This window comes from Clostridium sp. KLE 1755 (assembly GCF_000466465.2).
Lineage (GTDB): Bacteria > Bacillota > Clostridia > Lachnospirales > Lachnospiraceae > Eisenbergiella > Eisenbergiella porci.
The window spans coordinates 1-24,778 of record NZ_KE992650.1; the positions used below are offsets into that span (position 1 = coordinate 1).

Below are 24,778 nucleotides of genomic sequence, written 5' to 3' on the forward strand. Positions count from 1 at the left end.
CAGGAAATCCCCCCATCCCTCCCCGCCTGCCGGAACAAACCCCCACCCCACATACCTGCGCCCCACGGAACCAATTGAGGGCAGAAAGAACCGCCTCCCCCCGCCGCTGAATAATTTGGCTTAAATATGCTGATACTTGATACAAAAGGGATATAAGAGCAGGAGGTTCTTATGCGTTTGTGGAAGAAAATCAGCATATTTTTAATTTATCCGCTGCTCATGCTGGCCGCGGGTTTTCTGGCATCCATAAAGCTGCAGGATTTCTTTTACCCCAGCCGGGAACAGCCTCAGATTATACAGGAGGAAACAGCGGCGCAGGAGCAGGGAAGTCTGGAAGCGGCGGAGCTTGGCGGCTTAATCATTACCTGTGATACACGTTTTGTGGTAAAGAGCCTGGATTTGGCGGATTCCAGCCGGACGGAGGAGGAACTTCCGATTCCGGAACAGTATATCGGCATGGATAGGGAGGCGTTTCTGTCAGCAATGGACAGCTACGAGACGGCGCCGTCTTTAAATGATCTCAATAAAGGCTTTCTTTCCCTGGATGTGCAGCGGTTCTCAGCCGATGAGGTGGTAATCCAGAAAAATTACGAAAGTAAAAAGAAATGTACAGAGTTCTATCTTGCCGTGGAAAATAATTATGTGGTAGTATATGAATCTGATAAAAAGACGAAATATATGTCCACAGGGATTCCGCTGCAGAGCCTTTCCGCAGAGCTGGCGGGGGAAATTCTCCGTTTCAAATATGTGGGAAGCGAGGCGGAGCTTTATAATTTCCTTGAGTCTTACTCCAGTTAGTATTATAATGGATAACAGTTCGGACGGCTGAAATGAGGACAGGAAGCGACACCTGGAGCCGTCTGAAATGTTACGGGAAAGAGCGCGCGGGACATATGCGCTTGTACAGGATAGGAACCGGTTGTATGAGGAGAAGAGAGATTGGAATTATCGGAGGCGGGGCCTCCGGCCTGATGGCGGCCATATCTGCGGCGCAGGCTGACAGCTCTGGCAGCTGTAAAATCACAGTATTGGAAAAAAAAGACAGGGTGGGTAAGAAACTGCTGGCGACAGGCAACGGGAAATGTAATTTAACCAACCTGTCTTTTTCTGTAGAAAATCCGCAGCAATATTACCGCAGCCAAAATCCGGAGGCGCTTTCCGGGCTGTTTGCGCAGTTTGGGGTACAGGATACGCTGAAGCAGTTCCGGCGTATGGGGATGCTGGTCATGGACAGAAACGGTTATGTATATCCCCTTTCCCAGCAGGCGGCCACCGTGCTGGATACACTGCGTTTTACCCTGGAGGAGCAGGAAACTGAGGTGGTTACGGATTGTGCGGTGGAGAAAATAACCGTTTCCCAAAAGGGGCGGGATACGGAATTCCTGGTGCGCGCCGGTGGGGAAGACTGGCTGTTTGGGAAGCTGATTCTTGCCTGCGGAAGCATAGCCGGTGAAAAAAATGCGGATTTTGGCGGGTATGCCCTGGCGAAGGCCTTAGGACATACGATCCTTAAGCCGCTGCCTGCGCTTGTGCAGCTTCGTTGTGCGGGAAGCTTCTGGAAGGGACTGGCAGGGGTACGGTGTGATGCAAGGATACAGCTCCTGATCAGCGGGCGGGGAACAAATGAAAGCTATGAGGAGCAGGGAGAGCTGCAGCTGACGGACTATGGGATTTCGGGGATTCCGGTTTTTCAGCTCAGCCGTTTTGCCGCTGCCGCGCTGGATGCCGGAAGGCAGGTGAAGGCGTCCATCGATTTCCTGCCGGGGTTCCGGGATAATGAGGCCCTGTGGCAGGAGCTGGTGGAAGAAAAATGCACGTCCTGCCGTCAAAGGAGTATGGAGGTGCTGTTTGGCGGCCTGGTGAATAAGAAGATTATCCAGACGGCGGTAAAGCTTTGCGGGCTTTCTATGGGAGACAGGGCGGAACGCAAAAATCTTCCTGCCATAAGGAAGGTTTTTGCGCTGCTTAGAAGCTTTGAAGTGCAGGTGACGGATACGAATCCTTTTGCCAATGCCCAGGTATGTGCGGGCGGCGTACCTCTGACGGAGGTGGACGGGCATCTGGAATCACGCATATGTCCCGGCCTTTATCTGGCGGGAGAGCTTTTGGATGCGGACGGAAGGTGCGGCGGCTACAATCTTCAGTGGGCATGGACCACAGGTTACATAGCGGGGAAAGATGCGGTTCTGTCACTGGGGAAACCAGCCGGCCAACGGAAAAAAGGAAAAAGAGAGTAACAGATTAAAAAAGCTGTTGCAGCAAAGGGAAAACGGAATGATTCGAATACAACAGATGAAGTTAAAGCCGGGACACGCCCCGGAGGCCGTGGAAGAAAAGGCCGCCAGGATACTGCGCATCCCTGCGGGACAGATTGCCTCCTGCAGCGTGGCGAAGCAATCCATAGATGCCAGGAAAAAACCGGAAATATGGTATTCCTACGTGGTGGATATCACTCTGAAAAGCGGGGATGAGGATAAGGTTATCAGGAAATGCCGGAATGCTGATGTAACCCGGTTTACCCCTGTGGCTTACCATTTTCCCGGGCCGGGAACTGAAAAAATGCAGCACCGGCCGCTTATTATCGGTATGGGGCCGGCGGGGCTTTTCTGCGGCTATATGCTTGCCAGGGCGGGATACCGCCCTATCCTTTTAGAACGGGGCAGCGACGTGCAGACCCGTTCCAGGGATGTGGAAGCATTCTGGGCAGGCGGTCCATGCAGGCCGGATTCCAATGTGCAGTTCGGTGAAGGCGGTGCGGGAACCTTTTCCGACGGCAAGCTGAATACGCTTGTTAAGGATAAAGAGGGCAGAAGCGGCGAGGTCCTGCGGATTTTTGTGGAGCATGGCGCGCCTTCCGGTATTTTGTATGAAAATAAACCGCATATCGGCACGGATATTCTGTCCCAGGTGGTCAGGAATATGCGGGAGCAGATCCTTTCCTGGGGCGGTGATGTCCATTTTAACACCAAAGTGACCGAGCTGCTTTTGGATAAGGGCAGGGTCACCGGCGTAAAATGTGCCGGAGGACAGGTTTTCCCGGCGGAGCAGGTAGTGCTGGCCATCGGCCACAGCGCCAGGGATACCTTTGAAATGCTGGAGCAGAAAAAGATACCCATGGAGGCCAAGGCATTTGCCGTGGGACTCCGGGTGGAGCATCCCCAGTCGCTTATCAATCTGTCCCAGTATGCCTGTGAATGGCCGGAGCACCTTCCTCCGGCCTCCTATAAGCTGACGGCCCGGACGTCCGAAAACAGGGGAGCCTATTCCTTCTGTATGTGTCCGGGCGGCTACGTGGTCAATGCCGCAAGCGAGGAGAAGCGGCTGGCGGTAAACGGCATGAGCTACAGCAGCAGGGATGGCAGAAATGCGAATTCCGCGATCATTGTTTCTGTAACACCGGAGGATTTCGGAGCCGAAGGGCCTCTTGCGGGCATCGCCTTCCAGCGCCGGCTGGAAGAAAAAGCATGGGAGCTGGGCGGCGGGAAAATCCCGGTACAGCGTTATCGGGATTTTGCGGACAGGAGCGGGAAAGCGAAGCGGGAAAAACATGTGGCGGCGGATTTTATGCCCTGCATCAAAGGGGAATATACTTTTGCCGATTTAAAACCTCTGTTTTCACCCTCCATCAGGAAAGCTTTTCTGGAGGGAATGGAAGCCTTTGACAGGATCATTCCCGGCTTTGCGGATGATGCGGTCTGCCTTTCCGGCGTGGAAAGCAGAACCTCGTCGCCTGTGCGTATTCACAGGGAGGCTGATTTTCAGTCGCAGGTCAGGGGGCTTTATCCCTGCGGAGAGGGCGCGGGATATGCGGGAGGCATTACTTCCGCCGCTATGGACGGCATGAAGATCGCAGAAGCTATTGCGAAATGCTATGAAATTATATAAAATGCTTTTTAGAGCATATGTACGGAGGATAAAATGATGGAGCAGTATCGTGAAAGGCTTAAGGATAAAAAAAGAATTGTTGTGAAAATAGGCTCTTCGTCCCTTCAGCATCCTGAGACAGGAGATCTGGACTATATTAAGCTGGAGGTTCTTGTAAGGGAGCTTTGCAATCTGAAAAACCAGGGCAAGGATGTGGTTCTTGTTACCTCCGGGGCCATTGCCCAGGGGAAAAAGGTAATGCATCTGAGGGAGGAGGACATCAACGAGCACAACCGGATTGCCATCAAGCAGGCCTGTGCCGCTATCGGCCAGTCGAGGCTGATGATGACCTATGAGCGTATTTTTTCCGAATATAATCAGGTAACCGCCCAGATTCTGATGACTAAAAATACGATAGTGGACGATCTGAACCGTTATAATGCCCACAATACCTTTTCCCAGCTGCTGCAAATGGGTGTTATTCCGGTGGTAAATGAAAATGATACGGTTGCCACCTATGAGCTGGAAATGGATAACGATACACTTTCCGCCATTGTGGCTGCCCTGATTGATGCGGATCTGCTGATTCTCCTTTCCGATATAGACGGGCTGTATACGGATGATCCCAGGAAAAACCCGGATGCCGAATTCGTGGAGATCGTGGAGGAGCTGAGCGATGCCTATATGGATATGGGGAAGGGAAGCACGGGAAGCAGCGTGGGCACCGGCGGCATGAATACCAAGCTAACCGCCGCCAAAATCGCTACCAAGGCAGGGGCGGATATGCTGATCGCGAACAGCAAGGATATCCGAATCATACACCGTCTCATGGACGGCAGGAATTACGGAACTTTGTTTGTGGCAAATAAGGACGAGGATTTTGACCTCCCCGGATTTGTAAGCAGGCTGAAAAAATAGGGACTGTGGCAGTTCGGACAGGGTCTGCGCATTTACTGCGCTGACCGTACGAAATGTATCGGCCAAAACAGGCTATACGGAAAGGAGAACGGCAGAAATGAGCGAACCGCTTACCATGGATGAGAAAATAAAACGAATCAACGAGCTGTATCATAAATCCCAGGCAGAGGGACTGAGCGCTGAGGAAAAGGATGAACAGGCGCGGCTGCGTAAGGAATATATTAACAGTGTGAAGGCGAACCTGCGTTCCCAGCTGAATAATATCAATATTCAGAATGAGGATGGCTCCGTCATCAATCTGGGAAAAGAACATGCGGAGTAAAAAAGAGTGCCGGAAGGAAGCGCTTGCCAGGCGTGCCCTGATGAGCGCCAAAGAGCGTGAGGCCGCCGGCAGACGGATCACAGACTTCCTCAGGGACAGTGAGGAATACCAACTGGCGGAAAAAATTCTGGTTTATGCTTCTTACCGGGATGAGGTGCCTACCTATGATTTGATGGAAGGCGCGCTGCGGGAGGGCAAACAGGTTTTCTGCCCGAAAATTGAAGGCCAGGCGGGAGCCAGAACAATGTCTTTTTACCGGATTATGGATCCGGAGGAGCTTCAGGACGGCTTTCAGGGAATCCCGGAGCCTGTGGTATTGCAGGGAAGGCATTATGAGACGGGAAAAAATTCCCGGGATTTGATCCTCATGCCCGGCACTGCTTTTGACAGGCAAAGGCGGCGGCTCGGATATGGAGGCGGTTTTTATGACCGGTTCTGCCGGAGGGCGCAGGGCGCGGCAAGAATTGCGCTCTGTTTTGACTGCCAGCTGCTGGAAGAGCTGCCCGAGGAGGAAACAGATATAAGGCCGGAACGGATCGTGACGGAATCGGGCTGGATATAGAATTAAACGGGCCGGATATAGAAAAAACGGACTGGATATAAAAAAACTGGCCGGATACAGTCATGCCGGATAAAGAAGAGGAATAGGCCAGTAGATGACACAGGGAGGGCGTGCCGCAGCGGCATGCTGATTTATGCGGTACCGCAGGCCTGCCTGCGGTATTCAGGAGGTATGGTTATGAATCTGACGGAAATGGGAAAAGCGGCGGCAGCTGCGAAATATGAAGTGCAGAAAATGAGCGCGTCTGCGAAAAATGCGGCCTTGCTGGCAGTGGCGGACGCCCTTACAGGAAACTGCGGAAGAATTCTGGAAGCCAACGGGCGGGATGTGAGCCGGGCACAGGAGAACGGAATGCATCCGGGCATGGTGGATCGCCTGCGGCTGACAGAAGCCAGGGTGGAAGCCATGGCGGAAGGGCTGCGCCAGATAGCCGGGCTTGCGGATCCGCTGGGAGAGGTACTGGATCGGTTTACCCGTCCCAACGGTCTGGAAATCGAGAAACGCCGGGTGCCGCTGGGAGTTATTGGAATCATTTATGAATCCCGTCCCAATGTGACGGCGGATGCCTTCGGCCTTTGCTTTAAGGCGGGGAATGCCTGTATCCTCAAGGGCGGGAAGGATGCCATTGATTCCAACACCGCCATTGCGGAAAGCATCCGCGCTTCTCTTGCAGAATGCGGCGCCTGCGCCGATGCCATCCAGCTGATTACCGATACGGACAGGGAAACAACGGAGCGGTTCATGAAGCTGAACGGCTATGTGGATGTACTCATTCCCAGAGGCGGCGCGGGACTGATCCGGGCGGTGGTGGAAAACAGCACGATACCCGTGATTGAAACCGGCACAGGCAACTGCCATATCTACGTGGATGAATATGCCGATATCCAAAAAGCAATCCCTATCATCATAAATGCCAAGACACAGCGTATCGGTGTCTGCAATGCCTGTGAGTCCCTGGTCATTCACGAAAATATCCGGGAGAAGGTCCTGCCGGCCCTGGCGGAAGCCCTCAGAAGCGCATCCGTGGAAATCCGGGGGGACGAAAGGACACTGCGCAGTATCCCCGACGCGTCTGCGGCTGACGAAGAGGATTACGGGAAGGAATACTTGGACTATATTCTTTCTGTGAAAACAGTGGACAGCCTGAACGAGGCCATTGCCCATATCAACCGTTACAATACGGGACATTCCGATTCCATTATCACGGAGAATGCCGACAATGCACAACGGTTTCTGAATGAAGTGGATTCCGCCTGCGTTTACGCCAATGCATCCACCCGGTTTACGGACGGCTTTGAATTCGGCTTCGGCGCGGAAATCGGAATCAGCACCCAGAAGCTGCATGCCAGAGGCCCTATGGGCCTAAAGGAACTGACTGCCTATAAATACGTCATCCGCGGAAACGGACAGATCAGATAACAAAGGAGAAATTATATGAGCAAGGTTGTAGATAAATTTTTAACCTATGTAAAAATCGATACCCAGTCAGACGAAGAAAGCACCACCTTCCCAAGCACGGAAAAGCAGAAGGAGCTGGCGCGCCTCCTGGTGAAGGAGCTTACTGAAATGGGCGCCGCAGATGTAAAAATGGATGAAAAATACGGCTATGTATATGCGACCATCCCCTCCACGCTGAAGGACAAAGAGAAAAAAGTGCCTGTAATCGGCTTTATTGCCCATATGGATACCTCTCCGGCGGTAAGCGGAAAGGATGTAAAGCCCAGAATTGTAGAGAACTACGATGGCAGGGATATCCTGTTGAATCGGGAAAAGGGAATTATCCTCCCTGTAAAGGAAAACCCTGAGCTTCAGGACTATGTGGGGAAGAGCTTAATCGTAACGGACGGAACCACACTGCTGGGCGCGGATGACAAGGCGGGAGTCGCGGAAATCATGACCATGGCCGAAACCCTGCTTAAGTCTCCTGAAATAGAACACGGCACCATCCGCATCGCTTTTACGCCGGATGAAGAAGTGGGAAGCGGCGTGGATTATTTTGATGTGCCGGGCTTCGGCGCGGATTTCGCCTATACAGTGGACGGCGGTGCACTGGGCGAACTGGAATATGAGAATTTCAATGCCGCAAGCGCCAGGCTTCACGTACACGGCTACAGCGTACATCCGGGCAGCGCCAAGAATAAGATGCTCAACGCCATTCTCCTGGCCCAGGAATTCCAGAACCTTCTTCCTGTGCACGAGAATCCCGCTTCCACGGAAGGATATGAAGGTTTTTATCATCTGGAGAAATTCAGCGGCGTTGTGGAAAGCGCGGTGGCGGATTACATCATCCGCGATCATTCCCGGGAAAAATTTGAGCAGAAGAAGGCGTATTTCAAAGATGCTGCGGCTTTGATGAACTTAAAGTACGGCAGGGAAGTCCTGACAGTGGAAATGACGGACAGCTACTATAATATGAAAGAAAAGATATACCCGGAAAATGCCCATCTCATTGATACGGCTGTGAAGGCGATGGAAATGGCGGAGGTGACTCCTGTAATTTCTCCCATCCGCGGCGGTACGGACGGCGCGAGGCTTTCCTTTATGGGGCTTCCCTGCCCGAATCTGTGCACAGGGGGCATGAATTACCACGGCAGATTTGAATATGTGTGCATCGAATCCATGGAAAAATGTGTGGAGATTATCCTGAACATTATTTCCCTGTATGCCGGCTGTTAAAGAGGAGCAAGGATGAAAATCGAAGAAATAAACGCTTTACTGGAAGATATTGACTTAAACGGACAGCCTCCTTCAGAGGAACCCGCCAGACAGTATTATTACCTGAAAAAATGCCGCAGCTATGTGGAAGCGGAGGAAAAGAAGCTGGGCAGGAAGCTGACGGCCTGTGTCACTACCTTTGGCTGCCAGATGAATGCCCGGGATTCGGAGAAGCTTTCCGGCATTCTGGAGCAGGCGGGTTATGTGCTTACGGACAGCGAGGAGGCTGATTTTGACATATACAATACCTGTACGGTGCGCGATAATGCGGACCAGCGGGTATACGGCAGGCTGGGTCATTTAAACAGTCTGAAAAAGAAAAATCCCCATATGAAGGTAGCTCTCTGCGGCTGCATGATGCAGGAGCCGGGAACCATTGAGAAAATCAGAAAAAGCTACCGTTTTGTGGATCTGGTATTCGGCACCCATAATATTTTCAAATTCGCGGAGCTTCTGGCTTCTGTATTCGAACAGAAGGCCATGATCGTCGATATCTGGGAGGGGACGGATAAAATCGTGGAGGATCTTCCGGTAGAAAGAAAATATCCTTTCAAGTCCGGGATCAACATCATGTTTGGTTGCAATAATTTCTGCAGCTACTGTATCGTTCCCTATGTAAGGGGACGTGAAAGAAGCCGCAGCCCCAAAGATATTATCCGGGAAATAGAGGCTCTGGCGGCGGACGGCGTGGTGGAAATCATGCTGCTGGGCCAGAATGTGAATTCCTACGGAAAGAATCTGGAGGAGCCAATGAGCTTTGCCGGACTTCTGCGGGAGGTGGAAAAAATCGAAGGAATAGAGCGTATCCGCTTCATGACCTCCCATCCCAAGGATTTATCTGATGAACTGATAGAGGTGATGGCTTCCTCCAAAAAGATATGCCGTCATCTGCACCTGCCTCTGCAGTCCGGCTCCACCCGAATCCTGCAGGCCATGAACAGGCGCTATACGAAGGAACAGTATCTGGCCCTGGTGGAAAAAATACGCGCTGCCATACCTGATATCGCCCTGACGACGGATATTATTGTGGGCTTCCCCGGAGAAACGCCGGAGGATGTGGAGGAAACTATAGACGTTATTAAAAAGGTGCGGTTTGACAATGCCTTTACCTTTATTTATTCCAAAAGGACAGGAACCCCCGCGGCGGCCATGGAAAACCAGGTATCTGAGGAGGTTGTGAAGGAAGGGTTTGACAAAGTGCTGCGCACGGTGCAGGAAACAGCCAGAGAGCAGGTGAAACACCTGTCGGGCCTGACGCTGGAGGCATTGGTGGAAGAGGTAAACGAACAGGATCCCAGCCTGGTAACAGGCCGGCTTTCCAACAATACGCTGGTTCATTTCCCCGGAGACCCTTCCCTGATTGGGAAAATTGTTTCTGTATATCTGAAGGAATATAAGGGCTTTTATTTCCTGGGGGAAATGGCGGGAGGTGTGCCGGAATGCCAAAAGGCCTGAAAATATGGCTCTGGATTGTACTCTTCATGGATATAATCACCTTTATATACTATGGCAGGCTGTTTCTGCTGGGACTTTCGGCGGCAGCCGCCTGCATGATACCGGAGCTGCTGCAGATAACAGGTGTGAGCATTCTGCTGTTCCATAAACGCAGACTGGGGTTTTATATTATCTGCCTGTCCGAGGTGGTTATTTTTGCGGCAAATGTCACGCTGTTTGACGGGGACATTGTTCTGTCCCTCATCAATTCCGTGGTGGTTCCGCTGGTTATTTATGCGCTGATGAAACCGTACTGGAATTGCTTCCGGTAGGGGAAAGCCATTAAGGCTTCTCTAATACTTTCCGAAACATAAAAATTGGCCGGAAGCTGATGCTTCCGGCTGTCATTTATTACCGGGATGCCTGACAGGTAAGAGGTTACTGTCTGGCAGTACAACACTTTTAAGCATGCCGGCTCTTTGCTCCCACTGTGAAATTAGTATTCGCCAAATCAAAATATTTGTATTATAATACAAGAATATACAGCAGCGTGAATATAACGCTGAGTACCAGGCTGATTGCGGAAACGATTACGCCTGCAAGGGCGACTCCGGAATGCTGGCCTGTTTTCACCAGGCTGATAATGCCCATAATCAGCCCTGCGATGGTGCAGACAATCGGGATAACGAGAAGCCAGCAGAAAACAGCGCCCATAATGCCGAATACGAGAGAGCATACCGCGAGATTATCCTTTTTATGCTCCAGCTGGTTAATGACTACCGGTCCCTGGGGATAGACCTGTGGCTGCTGGCCATAGTTTGCTCCCTGATAGGGAGGGGGCGCCTGCTGGCCGCCATAATTCGTGCCGCCGTAATTCTGTCCCGGGTAAGGAGTTCCCTGGGGGGATACATTCTGCTGATAGGGATTCTGTTGGTTCTGTTGGTAAGGATTCTGCTGATAAGGATTCTGCTGATAAGGATTCTGCTGGTATCCCTGGTTATCATTATTGTTGGTATTATTGTAATTATCCATTTAATTACTCCTGTCTGTTTAAAATGATTTAAAACAGGGCGGTACTCTTTATGAGAATACCGCCCCGCAGCTGTTTTACGTTATCAGGACAGAAGGAAGGCTACGCCGATTCCCAGTGCGATCTGAAGGATTGTGGCAACAATGAATGCAACAATCAGAACGCCGGTCTTTTTCTTAAGGGCCATATTGAAGTACATAACTCCGATAAGGATGCCCAGGCAGAGGCCAAGCCAGCTGTTCATAAGGAAGCCGAGAACACAGCTGATGCCTGCAAGCACGGATACATATACGGGAATGCTGGAGATAGGCTGATAAGGTTCTCCGCTTCCCAGGAAACGGCCGTTTACAGCCAGATCCACTTTATTTCCCATAACCACAAGACGGCACTGGGTATCTCCGAAATTAATTGCATAGTCAATCAGCTGGATGAACCAGTTGGAAGACTTCAACGGATATTTCTGTCCGTCAACGAGAAGATTGCGGCCCTTGTATTCGATGGTATGGTTTACACCATCGGCGGTTACTGTCCATTGTTTTTTCATTATGTAAATCCTCCTCAGTAATACGTTTGATGTTATGTATTATGAATAATACAGTGGACTTTGGCAAGGGAAAGGGAAAAAAATGCATTCCCAGGGGAAAATTTTGCAGAGAAATACAATTATAATATCAGGTGGGGAAATCAGTCATGGGACTTGAAGAGCTTGCCGTCATACTAATGACGAATTTGCTGGAATGCTATATATGGAATCTGTTCATGCGTAACTTCTTCGACTATAGAAGCATGCCCATACTGACAAGGAATATGGCCCGGTTCGGGATTGTAGCGGTGATGTCGCTGATTAACCTGGTGGGCAGTCCGCCGCTTAACCTGGCCGGTATACTGACAGTTTATACTGCGGCGGCATATATTCTGTTTGAGGGAAACCGGGGAAGGCTTTTTTATTTTAATATATTGGAAACGCTCCTGCTTCTGTTCTGCGAGGATGTGGTGGTAAGCCTGGGCGGCAACTCTGAGGGCGCTTTCCTGATTTTGGATATCACTGCGGGAAAAATAGCGATGCTTATGGTGGCCAAGCTTTTTTCTCTGCTGCTTGTCTACCTTGTAATCCGTCTGATGCAGGGAAAGCTGAAAAATAAGGAGGCCTCCGTGCCCCTTCCGTTTCTGCTGTGCCCTGTCCTGTCTATTATGCTGATACGGGTAGTCTGGCAGGTGACAATTTATTCAACGGCGGAAATTTCGGCAGGGGAAAGGCTGATGCTCATTATCATCTGTATGCTGGTGGCTGTTTTCAATATTGTAATCCTGGAGATTTACAACCGGAACGTTCAGATGCAGTCCCAGATAATGGAACAGCGGCTGATGCAGCTGCGGGTCAGGATGGAATCGGAAAACTATACGCAGCTGGAACAGGTTACGCAGAATTACAGGCAGATCCTGCATGATATTAACCGTTATCTGAATACTCTGAATTATCTGGCCTGTGAAAACAGGAATGAAAAAATGCAGGAGATTGTCCGTGATATCTGTGCGGATATTTCAAAGGCGGAGGAAACCCGGTATTCCTCCAACGGTATCCTGAATTTTATTTTAAATGAGAAAAAGCGTAGGGCGGATGAGCTTTCGATACGGATGGACATCCTGGCGGAACCGGGATTTTACTGCGGGGAAGTCAGGGATTATGACTGTATCAGCATTTTGAGCAATCTCCTGGATAATTCGCTGGAGGCTGCGGAAAAGTGCGGGGATGAAAACAGATATGTGGCTTTGCATTTGTTCATGGATACGGACAGAAATTATGCGGTGATCCGGCTGGAAAACGGCTGTGTCCGGATGCCGGTGTATGATCGGGGCGGCTTCAGAACGGGAAAAGAGAACAAAACGCGTCACGGTTTTGGAATAAAGCATGTTAAAGAGCTGGTGGCGGCTAATAAGGGGCTGATTGATTTTGAAGTGCAGGAGAACAGGTTCACGGTTACCGTATGCCTTCCCGTATGATTTTTCAGAAAAGTAAGACCTGTAAAATAAGAAGGAAATGGTGGAAATAATGGAACTGAAAGCGGCGGTTTGTGATGACTCTGCGGCCGATCGGTATCTGGTGAGCCAGATGCTGCGAAAGACAGCGGAGGATATGAGGATACCGGTTCGTATTTATGAATATACATCAGGGGAAGAACTGATGAAAGATATTTTCACGACGCATGATATTCTTTTTCTGGATATACAGATGCAGGGAATGGACGGCCGGGAAACGGCGGGAAAATTCCGTGCACAGAACAAAAATGCGGTGCTTGCTTTTGTAACAGGGGTGATTATGCCCACGCCGGATATGTTCCGGGTTTATCCCTACCGTTATCTTCTGAAGCAGGAGCTGGCCGGCAAAGGCCGGGGGGATATGGAGGATATTCTTCGGGAGGCTCGGAGGCGTCAGGAAAGGGTTTATCTTAAGGCAGTATATAAGAATAAAATGATGCAGATAGATACTGACAGGATCCTTTATATCTCGCTTAGGAAAAGGGGCTGCCAGATATGGCTGGACCAGGAGCCGGAAGAGAACCCGGTGAACTGCAATTCACGTCTGGCTGAAATATATGAGGAACTGAAGGAACACGATTTTGTCTATGCGCATAACAGCTATATCGTAAATCTGAAGCATGTAATTAAAGCGGAGGGAAATGTGCTGGAGCTGGCGGACGGGACTGCCCTTACAATTTCCCGTTCCCGGAAGGAAGAATTCTGCAGAAGCTTTGCCAGGTATCTTGGCAGAAAATATAACAAAAAACAGTAATAAAAGATATACTTATACATATTTTTAACATTTATTCAAATTATAAAATGGTTTCTTTTGAAAAAACATATGTCCGTTACGCAAAGACACTACACTATAATAGTAAATGAAATAAAATTTATTTTTTGGCACCATTTTAGCAAAAACTATGCTATAATACAAAAGTCGCGTCCTGAATGTCAGGACATGACAACTTGTGGGTTGGGAATTTGATGCCTGGCTTAAGGAAGACAATTGAGCAAATTGTATGCGATTATGAATTGTATGCAATAAATAAAAATTGTTTATTTGATATCATTCCCCAAAATGTATTATCTTTTTCCTGGCCAATGCATCAAGTTTCTCCCCAACAGCCCACATTTTTGATGCCAGGAATAATAAGGATTATTGTATCTGTTCAGTATCCTCACAGTTACAGATTATTTTTGCAGCGCTGCCGGTATGGCAGCGCTTTTTTTCCCGCGGGGCGGGTTGGAGGAAGGAGAGACTTTGAAGCATAAGCAAGCCTCCGGATGCCCTGGCTTGTGCAGAAGAAATGTCGGGAATATTGTTGTCTGAATCCATATAAAGCCTGGCAGCAGTACCGTCGTCTGGACTGTTACAAAGCCTGAGAATACGCCGTTGGCAGGATTTTGTTAAGATTTACAATTTCGCCATTTTGTGCTATATTTTATAGATATATGCTTTCGGATTTGAAATGGGAATTACAAAGGAGAAACTGAACAATGGCAGAATTAACGCCGATGATGCAGCAATACATGGAAACCAAAAAGCAATATCCGGACTGTATCCTCTTTTACCGTCTTGGAGACTTTTATGAAATGTTTTTTGAGGATGCCCTGACAGCGTCCAGGGAACTGGAAATCACACTGACAGGGAAGAACTGCGGCCAGGAGGAGCGGGCGCCCATGTGCGGGGTCCCTTATCATGCGGTAGAAGGATATTTAAGCCGGCTGGTGAGCAAGGGCTACAAGGTTGCCATCTGTGAACAGATGGAGGATCCCAAACTGGCCAAGGGGCTGGTTAAGAGAGAGGTGGTCCGGATTGTAACGCCCGGAACCAACCTGAATATCCAGGCCCTGGAGGAAAATAAAAATAATTATATTATGTGCATTGCCTACTTCGCCGGGAAAACAGGCATCTCCGTGGCGGATGTCACCACCGGCGATTATTATATGACTGAGGTGGAGGATAACAGGAAGCTTCTGGATGAGGTGATGAAATATGCGCCGTCCGAAATTATCTGCAATGATGCGTTTCTTGTAAGCGGCATGGAACTGGATGATTTGAAGGAGCGGCTGGGAATCGCCATTTATTCCCTGGAACCCCATTATTTCGACGACGATCTGTGCAGAAAATGCCTGATGAAGCATTTTGGCGTCAATTCGCTGTCAGGCCTGGGCGTGGAGGAATTCCCTAACGGGGTGATTGCGGCGGGATCGCTTCTTTCCTATTTATATGATACCCAGAAAATACCGCTGAGCCATTTTACCCATATTGAACCGTATCTGGTCAACAGGTATATGCTTCTGGACAGCTCCACAAGACGGAATCTGGAGCTGACGGAAACGCTGAGGGAAAAACAGAAGAGAGGCTCTCTTCTCTGGGTGCTTGATAAGACAAGGACGGCCATGGGGGCCAGGATGCTTAGAAGCTTCCTGGAACAGCCCCTGATCCATAAAAATGAAATGGAGGAACGGCTGGATGCCGTGGAGGCCTTCTGCAGCAATCCGGTGGCCAGGGATGAAATCCGGGAATATCTGAATCCTATCTACGATTTGGAGCGTCTGCTGGGAAAGGTGAGCTACAAGACGGCCAATCCCAGGGATTTGATCGCTTTCCGCAATTCCATGGAAATGCTCCCTCATATTAAAACCGTGCTGAAAGAGCTTCCGGGGACAGCCAATGAAAAAATAGAGCAGGAAATGGACGGCCTGGAGGATCTCTATCTTCTGATCTGTGACTCCATAGAGGAGGAGCCGCCCATTACCATCCGTGAAGGCGGAATGATCAAGGCAGGCTATAATGAGGACATCGATAATCTGCGCAGGGCGAAAACGGAGGGCAAGAACTGGCTGGCCGAGCTGGAAAATGCCGAAAGGGAGCGTACAGGCATTAAAAATCTGCGCGTTAAATACAACAAGGTATTCGGCTATTATCTGGAGGTGACCAAATCCTACCTGAACATGGTGCCGGAGGATTATATCAGGAAACAGACGCTGACCAACGCGGAACGTTATACCATGCCCCGGCTGAAGGAGCTGGAGGATACCATTTTAAATGCGGAGGATAAGCTCTGCACGCTGGAATATGATCTGTTCTGTGAAATCAGGGACCGGATAGCGGGAGAAATCGAAAGAATTCAGACTACCGCGAAGGCGGTGGCGAGGCTGGATGTATTCTGTTCCTTTTCCCTGGTGGCGGAGCAGAATCACTATGTCAGGCCGGTGCTGAACGAAAAGGGACAGATCAATATCAAGGACGGCCGCCATCCTGTGGTGGAAAAAATGATTGAGCATGATATGTTCATTCCCAACGATACCTATCTGGACAATAATTCCCACCAGATAGCCGTAATTACAGGGCCGAACATGGCGGGTAAATCCACGTACATGCGCCAGACAGCGCTTATAGTGCTGATGGCCCAGGTGGGAAGCTTTGTCCCCGCAAGGCAGGCCGCCATCGGAATCGTTGACCGTATTTTTACCCGTGTCGGGGCATCGGACGATCTGGCCAGCGGCCAGAGTACCTTTATGGTAGAAATGAGCGAGGTGGCCAATATCCTGCGCAATGCCACCAGAAACAGCCTGCTCATCCTGGATGAAATCGGAAGGGGGACCTCAACCTTTGACGGGCTGAGCATCGCCTGGGCGGTGATTGAGCATATCAGCAACCGCAAGCTCCTGGGGGCAAAAACGCTGTTTGCCACCCATTATCATGAGCTGACCGAGCTGGAAGGCAAGATGAATAACGTGAATAATTACTGTATCGCCGTTAAGGAAAAAGGGGACGATATTGTTTTCCTGCGTAAGATTATTAAGGGCGGCGCGGATAAGAGCTACGGCATCCAGGTGGCGAGGCTGGCCGGGGTGCCTGATATGGTGATTGACCGGGCCAAGGAAATTGTGGAGCAGCTCAGCGATAACGACATAACGGAGAAGGTTCAGAGCATTTCCATAGTGGACGGGGGCGCGCCTGCCAGAAAGCAGGAGCATTATGACGAGCTGGATCTGGAGCAGATATCCCTGTTCGATACGGTGACCGATGCGGATGTGCTGGACGAACTGAAAAACGTGGAGGTGAGTACCATGACCCCGCTGGATGCCCTGAATACCCTGTACCGCCTGCAGAACAAGCTGAAAAACAGATGGTAGGCAGCAGTGTCCCCGCATGCTGCCGGGCAATTGCGGGCCAAGGCAGGACAGTGGTGAAGAAAGGAGACACAGATGGCGGAAATCAAACTGCTGGACAGCAGCACCATAGATAAAATAGCGGCGGGCGAAGTGGTGGAACGGCCATCCAGCGTGGTAAAGGAGCTGGTGGAGAACGCCATGGACGCAGGTGCAAAGGCAGTGACCGTGGAAATCAGGGACGGCGGCTGCTCTTTTATCCGCGTTACGGACAACGGGGGCGGAATTGAAAAGGAACAGGTGCGGAAGGCATTTTTCCGCCATGCCACCAGCAAAATCCGTTCGGTTGAGGATCTGTACCGGGTAAGAAGCCTGGGGTTTCGGGGCGAGGCGCTTTCCAGCATCGCTGCGGTTTCCATGGTGGAGCTGATCACAAAGACGAAGGAAGAACTGACGGGAGTCCATTACCGCCTGGAGGGGGAAAAGGAACGGGATTTTTCAGAGGTAGGCGCACCGGAGGGCACAACCATCATTGTCAGGGAGCTTTTCTTTAATACGCCTGTCAGGAAAAAATTCCTGAAATCCCCGGCCACGGAGGGCAGCTATATATCGGATTTGATGGAGCATATGGCGCTTTCCAGGCCCGATGTGGCTTTCCAGTTCATGATGAACGGGCAGGTCAGGTTCCATACCTCCGGCAACGGAGATCTGAAGGAAATTGTCTACCGCATTTACGGAAGGGAGATTGTAAAGGAACTGATTCCTTTTTCCGTAAAAGAGGAGGGAATAGAAGTGGAAGGCTTCCTAGGAAGCCCTTCCGTGGTCCGCTCCAACAGAAATTTTGAATTTTTCTTTGTGAACGGAAGATACATTAAGAGCCCTCTGCTTTCCAAGGGACTGGAGGCAGGCTACAAGGCTTATCTGATGCAGCACAAGTTCCCTTTTGCGCTGCTGCACATCAATATGGATACGGAACGGATTGACGTGAATGTCCATCCTTCCAAAATGGAAGTACGGTTCCATGATCAGCCAGGCCTGTATGCCTTTCTGGAAGAACAGGTGCGCACAGCCTTAAGACGCCGTGAAATGATACCGGATGTGACGCTGGATAACAGGAAAGAAAAGAAAAGGGCGGATGAGAAAAAGGCGGATGAGAAAAAGGAATCGCCCACAGTTCAAACCGCTCAAAGCCAACAGGCGGCGCAGCCTGCACCTGCGGCGGAAACGGTTCAGGCACAGGTGGTTCAGGAAGCTGCTTCTTTAGAGCAGACGGCTCCGAAGAAGGAAAATGTGCGGGAAACGGCTGCATCGGCCTGTGAAAAAGCTCACAAAGAAGCACACAAAGAAACTCACAAAGAAGCGGGAACGGTTGCTTCGGATAACGGACAGAAGAATGCGCCTGCCGGATCTGCGCGGGAAAATAAAGGCATGGAAGCTGCATCGGTCCGGCAGCAGGCGCCCGATGCCGGATTAAATATATCAACAGAAACAGTTGCTGCAGCTGTCCCGGTTGAAGCGGCCGCAGAACGCGCCGCAGTCCCGCCGCCTTCCCGTCCAAAGCCGGAGGCTCCGCAGCCCTTTGAGACTCAGCGGCTTGGCCGCATGCTTCAGGAGGAAGAAGGGCAGTATACGGTAAAGGATGCCAGACAGATGGAGCTTTTCGAAGAAAAGCTGCTTACTAAAGAGGCGGTGCAGAGCTACCGGATATTGGGACAGGTATTCGATACCTACTGGATTGCGGAATATGAGGAAAAGCTTCTCTTTATCGACCAGCATGCCGCCCATGAAAAGGTGAAATACGAAGCCCTGATAAATAAGCTGGAAAACGGAAGCGTTGACAGCCAGATGCTCACGCCGCCTATCGTTTTGAACCTGTCGGCAAGGGAAGCCCATCTTCTGGAGGAGTATTCTTCCTATTTTGCGCAGCTGGGCTTCGAAATCGAGGAATTCGGCGGTAATGCCTATGCTGTGCGTTCCGTACCGTGCGACCTTTACGGACATTGTGAAAAAGAATTCCTGGAGGCAATACTGGATGAACTGGAGGAAGAACCGCCTCACGGCGCGCCAAAGGCAATCGCCGAAAAGCTGGCCTCCATGGCCTGTAAGTCTGCGGTAAAGGGTAACCACTCCATGTCACGGGAGGAAATGGCTTCGCTGCTTGAACAGCTGCTGCAGCTGGAGAATCCTTACCATTGTCCTCACGGCAGGCCTACGATTATTACCATGAGCAAATATGAACTGGAAAGAAAATTCAAAAGGATTATTTAAATTTACGCGGAGAAGGGAGTCAATATGGAAGAAAGGCAGAAAAAAGAACCTCTTATCATTCTGACAGGCCCCACTGCCGTGGGAAAGACGGCCCTGTCCCTGAAGCTGGCACAGAAGCTTCAGGGAGAAATTATCTCTGCGGATTCCATGCAGGTATACCGGCATATGGACATTGGATCGGCCAAAATCCTGCCCTCAGAAATGCAGGGCATTCCCCATCATCTGATCGATGTCCTGGAACCGGAGGAAGAGTTTAATGTGGTTACCTTCCAGAAAATGGCGAAGCAGGCCATTTCCGATATCCGCAGCCGGGGGAAAATCCCCATTATTACAGGAGGCACTGGCTTTTACATCCAGTCGGTCCTGTATGATATTGACTTTACGGAAAATCCGGAGGATGACGCCTGCCGCAGGACGCTTGAGCAGACTGCGGAGGAAAAAGGGCCGGAATATCTTCACAAAATGCTGGCGGCCGTGGACAGGGAAGCAGCGGAGCAGATACATGCCAACAATGTAAAGCGTGTGATCCGCGCCCTGGAATATTATCTATCCACCGGAGAAAAGATATCTGCCCACAATGAGCAGGAACGGAAAAAACAGGCGGCATACAATGCCTGCTATTTCGTATTGAATGATAAACGGGAAGCCATTTATGACCGCATAGATAAAAGGGTGGACGATATGCTGTCCAAAGGGTTGCTGGAAGAGGTGCGCGGCCTGAAGGAGCGGGGCTGCAGCAGGCAGCTGGTTTCCATGCAGGGGCTGGGCTATAAGGAAATCCTGGGCTTTCTGGAAGGAGAGTACGATCTGGAAAGAGCCGTTTATCTGATAAAAAGAGATACCAGACATTTTGCCAAACGGCAGTTAACCTGGTTCCGCAGGGAAAAGGATGTAATCTGGGTGGAAAAGCCGGATTTTGCATCGGAAGAGGACATGCTTTCATTTATGCTGGAAAGCTGCTTACAAAGGGGCCTGGTGGAGTAAGGACGCCCGGAATGCCTGTGGTATTTCAGGTTTTGTATGGTAAGGAACAAGGAAACTGTCCAGCAGGCTGACGCTTTTGCTGTGAAGGAACTGAACAGTTATAAAATAAGAAGAAAAAATATCCGCCGCCGTAATTTGGCGGAAAGAAATGAGGAGACATGAAGGAAAGCAATATTTCAGATTTTTACCGAGAAATGGGAATCAGTGAACCGGTGCTCAGGTTCGGTGAGCAGGTGCTTAAGGAACTGAAGGGACGGTTTGAAGAAATAGATGAAACTGCGGAATATAACCAGCTGAAGGTATTAAAGGCCATGCAGGAAAATAAGGTGAGCGAGGCCTGCCTGCTGGGCACCACCGGCTATGGCTATAATGATTTGGGAAGAGAGACATTGGAGTCCGTATATGCCGCCGTTTTCCATACGCAGGATGCGCTGGTCAGGCCTCAGATTACCTGCGGCACCCATGCGCTTGCCCTGGCGCTCATGAGCAACCTGCGACCCGGAGACGAGCTGCTTTCTCCTGTGGGAAAGCCCTATGACACGCTGGAAGAGGTCATCGGCATCAGGGAGTCCAGGGGCTCCCTGAAGGAATATGGCATCAGCTACCGTCAGGTTGATCTTCTGCCGGACGGGGGCTTTGATTATGAAAATATTGAAAAGGCCCTGAATGAACGCACCAGGCTTGTGACCATACAGCGGTCCAAAGGTTATCAGACAAGGCCCACGCTGTCCGTAAAGCGCATCGGCGAGCTGATCGCGTTCATCAAAAGCAGAAAGCCGGACTGTATCTGCATGGTGGACAACTGCTACGGAGAATTTGTGGAGCGCATGGAGCCAACGGATGTGGGCGCGGATATGTGTGTCGGCTCCCTGATTAAAAATCCCGGCGGCGGCCTGGCGCCCATCGGCGGCTACATCGCAGGCACCAGGGAATGCGTGGAAAATGCGGCCTGCCGCCTGACCTCTCCGGGACTTGGCAAAGAGGTGGGCGCGTCATTGGGCATCCTGCCCCAGTTTTACCAGGGACTGTTCCTTGCCCCGACGGTTACGGCAAGCGCCCTGAAGGGGGCCATTTTTGCCGCCAATATTTATGAACGTCTGGGCTTCGGCGTAGTCCCTGATGGGAAGGAGAGCAGGCATGACATTATCCAGGCGGTCACCTTCGGAAAGCCTGAAGGCCTGATTGCCTTCTGCGAGGGGATCCAGGCGGCCGCGCCGGTGGACAGCTTCGTGCGTCCCGAACCCTGGGATATGCCGGGCTATGACAGCCAGGTCATCATGGCGGCCGGTGCATTCGTTTCCGGTTCTTCCATAGAACTGAGCGCAGACGGCCCCCTCAAGCCGCCCTATGCGGTCTATTTTCAGGGCGGCCTGACCTGGCCCCATGCAAAATTCGGCATATTAAAATCCCTTCAGCGCTGTGTGGAGGCGAAAGCCGTCCAATTGCCGCGCTAAAGCGATTCTTCTCCTGACGTATCCGCGTGGAACGTGTCAATCGCTGTCGAACAGGGCGAAATTTTTTACTTTTAGATTCTATACATGGATCTGGAAGTATGCTAATATAGGTAATGGCAACAAAAACAAAGGATGAATGATGAAGAAAATGAAAAGTAAAAACGGATGGACCTGTCTGCTGCTCGTTCTGGCCGGAATTGTACTGGGAGGCTTCGTTGGAAGCCTGTTTCCCGCAAGCTTTATGAATTTCGGACAGACCTTCGGGTTTACAAGCCCGCTTATCCTGGATTTCGGGATACTGAGCATCACCTTTGCGCTGACGATCAAAATTACAATAGCAAGCATACTGGGGATAGTGATTGCATTGCTGATTTACCGCATTCTTTGAAAAGCCGCGGGCTTATGCTGTAAAAGTGAGTACATACAGGCGGCCGTACCCGTGAGGAGCGTTCGGAAACGTGAAGAAACGGGGAATTAAATGAATCAAACGAATCAAAAAGAACCATGCTATGAAGAGATGAAGCCCTATGAAAAATTTATGGCAAAGGGGCCGGAATATCTCTCCGAAGAGGAACTGCTCGCCATCATTATCAGGACCGGCACCAGAACCATGGATGCCCTGCAGCTGGCAAAGCAGGTGCTTGCCCTCAGCAAGGGCAGGGAAAAAGGGCTGCTCGGCCTGCAGCATCTGTCCGTCGGGGACCTTTGCAAGGTCAACGGCATCGGCCGGGTGAAGGCTGTGAAAATCAAATGCCTTATTGAGCTGTCACGCAGGCTGGCTATGGCGGATACTCGTGAGAGATTACAGTTTACCAAACCGGAAACTGTGGCAGACTATTATATGGAACGACTGCGGGGAAAGGAAACGGAGGAAGTGATTCTTGTGATGACAGACAACAAGAACCGCCTGATCTGTGACAGGACACTGTCCAAGGGCACCGTCAACTGTTCCCTGGTATCGCCCCGGGAGATTTTCCTTATGGCGATGGAATACCATGCTGTACATATCCTGCTGATCCATAATCATCCCAGCGGAGATGCCTCTCCCAGCAGACAGGATATTGAAATTACGAAACATCTGGCCCAGCTTTGCGGCATGATGCAGCTGCCCCTGACCGATCATATCATAGTGGGTGATAACTGCTATGTAAGCTTCAGGGAGTCCGGCCTGTTGAAATAAGGAAGGAGAAAATCATTTTGTCTACGAATGCTTTTGGAATCGATTTAGGTACGAGCAACATTAAGATTTACAGTGCGGCGGATGACAAGATCATGATTGAAAAAAACATGATCGCCGTGCAGAACAAGAAGACCGTTTTCGCTTATGGGGATTCCGCCTATGAAATGTATGAAAAGGCCCCCGGCAATATCCAGATTTCCTATCCGCTCTGCAACGGCGTTATCGCCGATATTAAGAATATGGAAACTCTGATCCGTTTTTTTGTGACGGATATGTCCGGAGGCAATATCAAGCCTGCCGACTTCTATATTGCGGTGCCCACCGATATTACGGAGGTGGAGAAGCGCGCCTTTTACGATCTGATTAAGGACGCCAATGTAAAGGCCCGTAAAATCATGGTGGTGGAAAAGGCGGTGGCAGACGGCCTGGGCCTTGATATCGATGTAAAGAATTCCCAGGGCGTCCTGGTAGTGAACGTGGGCTATGATACCACGGAGGTTTCCATCCTTTCCCTGGGAGGCATCGTACTCAGCCGTCTGATCAAGACGGGCGGTCTGAAGTTCGACGAAGCTATCCGCAGCGCGGTCCGCAAGGAATATGGCCTGCTGATCGGCGGCAAAACAGCGGAGGGCATTAAAAAGTCCCTGGCTGAGCTGGAAGAAGCGGGAACAGGCGCGGAAGTATTCGGAAGAGACATCGTGACCGGACTTCCCGTGGAACGGGAAATCCCTACGGAGCTGGTGGTTTCCTGCCTGGAAGAGCATTTTAATTCGATCATTGACTGTGTAAAGGTAATTCTGGAACGTACGCCTCCGGAACTGGGAGCGGACATTTACCGTCACGGCATTTATCTTACCGGCGGCGCATCCCAGATCAGCCATCTTGCGGATATGCTTGGCAAGAGCACAGGCCTGCGTGTCAATGTGGCGGAACGCCCCATTGAAAGCGTCGTTCTCGGACTTTCCAAGGTCCTGAACGAGGAAAACTATAAATCAGTTGCCTATGCAATTGAAGGGATGGGTAAATGAGTCCTGTAATCAAGAAGAAAAGAAACAAATTCACACTGCCCGGCAAGTATCTTCTTATGATTTTATCTGCGGTCTGTGTGATTCTTATGATAGTCACTTTCAGAACAGATCTGTTTGAAGGGCCTCTCAGGGCTGCCGCGGGCTATGTGGTGGTACCCTTTCAGAAGGGCATTGCCTCCGTAGGAGGATATATGTATGACCGGGCGGAGGAGATGGGGCAGCTGAAGGCTGTGCTGGAGGAAAACCAGAAACTGAAGGAGCAGGTGGATGAGCTGACAATGGAAAACGCCCAGCTCCAGCAGGATAAATATGAGCTTGCTAGCTTAAGGGAGCTTTATGATATTGATAAGGCAACCTCGGATTATGAGAAAATGGGAGCGAGAGTTATCGCAAGCGACTCCAGCAACTGGTTCTATTCTTTTACGATCGACAAAGGCTCCGACGACGGCATACAGGTGGACATGAATGTGCTCGCAGGCAGCGGCCTGGCGGGCCGGGTTGTCAGCGTCGGCCCCAATTATGCAAGGGTGCTTTCGATTATCGCTGATAATTCCAATATTTATGGAACCGTACTTTCCACCTCCGCTAACCTGATGGTTTCCGGAAACCTGCAGTCGGTGATGTCGGATGGGGTAATCCGTTTTGACCAGCTCTCCGATAAGGAAGACAAGGTATCGGAAGGGGATAAGGTAGTAACCTCGAACATAAGCAGTAAATATCTTTCAGGAATTCCCATCGGCTTCATCAGCTCCATCAATACGGCCCCCAACAATATGACTAAATGGGGCTATATTACACCGGCCGTGGATTTCCAGCACATTCAGGAGGTCCTGGTGATTATGGAGCTGAAGCAGCCGGTTCCGGATAAGGAATAGGGA

At 50.6% G+C, this 24,778-nt stretch carries 22 protein-coding genes; 20 read left to right on the top strand and 2 right to left on the bottom strand.

What is annotated here, in order from left to right:
• The first annotated feature begins 171 nt into the window (after window positions 1–171).
• From HMPREF1548_RS01410 to HMPREF1548_RS01455, 10 genes are all read left to right on the top strand, one after another.
• On the top strand, window positions 172–798 hold the full coding sequence (locus tag HMPREF1548_RS01410; RefSeq protein ID WP_021633870.1) for a hypothetical protein: 627 nt from the start codon (window positions 172–174) through the stop codon (window positions 796–798).
• A 125-nt stretch (window positions 799–923) separates the two neighbouring features.
• Window positions 924–2,237: an aminoacetone oxidase family FAD-binding enzyme gene (locus HMPREF1548_RS01415; RefSeq protein WP_021633871.1), complete on the top strand. Its 1,314-nt coding sequence runs from the start codon at window positions 924–926 to the stop codon at window positions 2,235–2,237.
• A 37-nt stretch (window positions 2,238–2,274) separates the two neighbouring features.
• Window positions 2,275–3,885: an NAD(P)/FAD-dependent oxidoreductase gene (locus HMPREF1548_RS01420; RefSeq protein WP_035320615.1), complete on the top strand. Its 1,611-nt coding sequence runs from the start codon at window positions 2,275–2,277 to the stop codon at window positions 3,883–3,885.
• A 33-nt stretch (window positions 3,886–3,918) separates the two neighbouring features.
• Window positions 3,919–4,782, top strand: a complete 864-nt coding sequence (proB, locus tag HMPREF1548_RS01425) for a glutamate 5-kinase (RefSeq protein ID WP_021633873.1) — start codon at window positions 3,919–3,921, stop codon at window positions 4,780–4,782.
• Window positions 4,783–4,879: 97 nt separating this feature from the next.
• Window positions 4,880–5,104 carry a DUF896 domain-containing protein gene (locus tag HMPREF1548_RS01430; RefSeq protein WP_021633874.1) on the top strand — a complete coding sequence of 75 codons (225 nt, stop codon included), beginning with the start codon at window positions 4,880–4,882 and terminating at the stop codon, window positions 5,102–5,104.
• Window positions 5,094–5,666 carry a 5-formyltetrahydrofolate cyclo-ligase gene (locus HMPREF1548_RS01435; protein ID WP_021633875.1) on the top strand — a complete coding sequence of 191 codons (573 nt, stop codon included), beginning with the start codon at window positions 5,094–5,096 and terminating at the stop codon, window positions 5,664–5,666. The genes HMPREF1548_RS01430 and HMPREF1548_RS01435 overlap by 11 nt, the downstream gene beginning before the upstream one ends.
• Before the next feature lie 177 nt (window positions 5,667–5,843).
• Window positions 5,844–7,085, top strand: a complete 1,242-nt coding sequence (locus tag HMPREF1548_RS01440) for a glutamate-5-semialdehyde dehydrogenase (RefSeq protein WP_035320617.1) — start codon at window positions 5,844–5,846, stop codon at window positions 7,083–7,085.
• 15 nt (window positions 7,086–7,100) lie between these two features.
• Window positions 7,101–8,342: a peptidase T gene (gene pepT, locus HMPREF1548_RS01445; RefSeq protein ID WP_021633877.1), complete on the top strand. Its 1,242-nt coding sequence runs from the start codon at window positions 7,101–7,103 to the stop codon at window positions 8,340–8,342.
• A gap of 12 nt (window positions 8,343–8,354) precedes the next feature.
• Window positions 8,355–9,836 (top strand): tRNA (N6-isopentenyl adenosine(37)-C2)-methylthiotransferase MiaB, encoded by a 1,482-nt coding sequence (gene miaB, locus HMPREF1548_RS01450; protein WP_021633878.1) that lies wholly within the window; start codon window positions 8,355–8,357, stop codon window positions 9,834–9,836.
• Window positions 9,821–10,147, top strand: a complete 327-nt coding sequence (locus HMPREF1548_RS01455; protein ID WP_021633879.1) for a hypothetical protein — start codon at window positions 9,821–9,823, stop codon at window positions 10,145–10,147. Before miaB ends, HMPREF1548_RS01455 begins: the two co-directional genes overlap by 16 nt.
• 193 nt (window positions 10,148–10,340) lie before the next feature.
• Here the strand turns inward: HMPREF1548_RS01455 and HMPREF1548_RS01460 are convergent, their stop codons facing one another.
• Window positions 10,341–10,847 (bottom strand): DUF4190 domain-containing protein, encoded by a 507-nt coding sequence (locus HMPREF1548_RS01460; protein WP_021633880.1) that lies wholly within the window; start codon window positions 10,845–10,847, stop codon window positions 10,341–10,343.
• Window positions 10,848–10,930: 83 nt separating this feature from the next.
• Window positions 10,931–11,389 (bottom strand): hypothetical protein, encoded by a 459-nt coding sequence (locus HMPREF1548_RS01465; RefSeq protein WP_021633881.1) that lies wholly within the window; start codon window positions 11,387–11,389, stop codon window positions 10,931–10,933.
• Window positions 11,390–11,535: 146 nt separating this feature from the next.
• On the opposite strand from HMPREF1548_RS01465, the gene HMPREF1548_RS01470 reads away from it, so the two are divergent.
• The 10 genes from HMPREF1548_RS01470 (at window position 11,536) to mreC (ending at window position 24,775) form a co-directional block, all read left to right on the top strand.
• Window positions 11,536–12,846, top strand: a complete 1,311-nt coding sequence (locus HMPREF1548_RS01470) for a sensor histidine kinase (protein ID WP_021633882.1) — start codon at window positions 11,536–11,538, stop codon at window positions 12,844–12,846.
• A gap of 49 nt (window positions 12,847–12,895) precedes the next feature.
• On the top strand, window positions 12,896–13,636 hold the full coding sequence (locus HMPREF1548_RS01475; protein WP_198168600.1) for a LytR/AlgR family response regulator transcription factor: 741 nt from the start codon (window positions 12,896–12,898) through the stop codon (window positions 13,634–13,636).
• A 725-nt stretch (window positions 13,637–14,361) separates the two neighbouring features.
• Window positions 14,362–17,010, top strand: coding sequence for a DNA mismatch repair protein MutS (mutS, locus tag HMPREF1548_RS01480; protein WP_021633886.1), 2,649 nt, complete (start codon window positions 14,362–14,364; stop codon window positions 17,008–17,010).
• 72 nt (window positions 17,011–17,082) lie between these two features.
• Window positions 17,083–19,254: a DNA mismatch repair endonuclease MutL gene (gene mutL / locus HMPREF1548_RS01485; RefSeq protein WP_021633887.1), complete on the top strand. Its 2,172-nt coding sequence runs from the start codon at window positions 17,083–17,085 to the stop codon at window positions 19,252–19,254.
• A gap of 24 nt (window positions 19,255–19,278) precedes the next feature.
• Window positions 19,279–20,238, top strand: coding sequence for a tRNA (adenosine(37)-N6)-dimethylallyltransferase MiaA (gene miaA, locus HMPREF1548_RS01490; protein ID WP_021633888.1), 960 nt, complete (start codon window positions 19,279–19,281; stop codon window positions 20,236–20,238).
• Between the two features lie 158 nt (window positions 20,239–20,396).
• Window positions 20,397–21,692, top strand: coding sequence for a methionine gamma-lyase family protein (locus tag HMPREF1548_RS01495; RefSeq protein WP_021633890.1), 1,296 nt, complete (start codon window positions 20,397–20,399; stop codon window positions 21,690–21,692).
• A gap of 139 nt (window positions 21,693–21,831) precedes the next feature.
• On the top strand, window positions 21,832–22,080 hold the full coding sequence (locus HMPREF1548_RS01500; RefSeq protein ID WP_330666708.1) for a DUF4321 domain-containing protein: 249 nt from the start codon (window positions 21,832–21,834) through the stop codon (window positions 22,078–22,080).
• A gap of 90 nt (window positions 22,081–22,170) precedes the next feature.
• Window positions 22,171–22,872: a RadC family protein gene (radC, locus tag HMPREF1548_RS01505; protein ID WP_021633892.1), complete on the top strand. Its 702-nt coding sequence runs from the start codon at window positions 22,171–22,173 to the stop codon at window positions 22,870–22,872.
• Between the two features lie 17 nt (window positions 22,873–22,889).
• Window positions 22,890–23,900, top strand: a complete 1,011-nt coding sequence (gene mreB, locus HMPREF1548_RS01510) for a rod shape-determining protein (RefSeq protein ID WP_021633893.1) — start codon at window positions 22,890–22,892, stop codon at window positions 23,898–23,900.
• On the top strand, window positions 23,897–24,775 hold the full coding sequence (gene mreC / locus HMPREF1548_RS01515; protein ID WP_021633894.1) for a rod shape-determining protein MreC: 879 nt from the start codon (window positions 23,897–23,899) through the stop codon (window positions 24,773–24,775). Before mreB ends, mreC begins: the two co-directional genes overlap by 4 nt.
• Window positions 24,776–24,778: the final 3 nt, after the last annotated feature.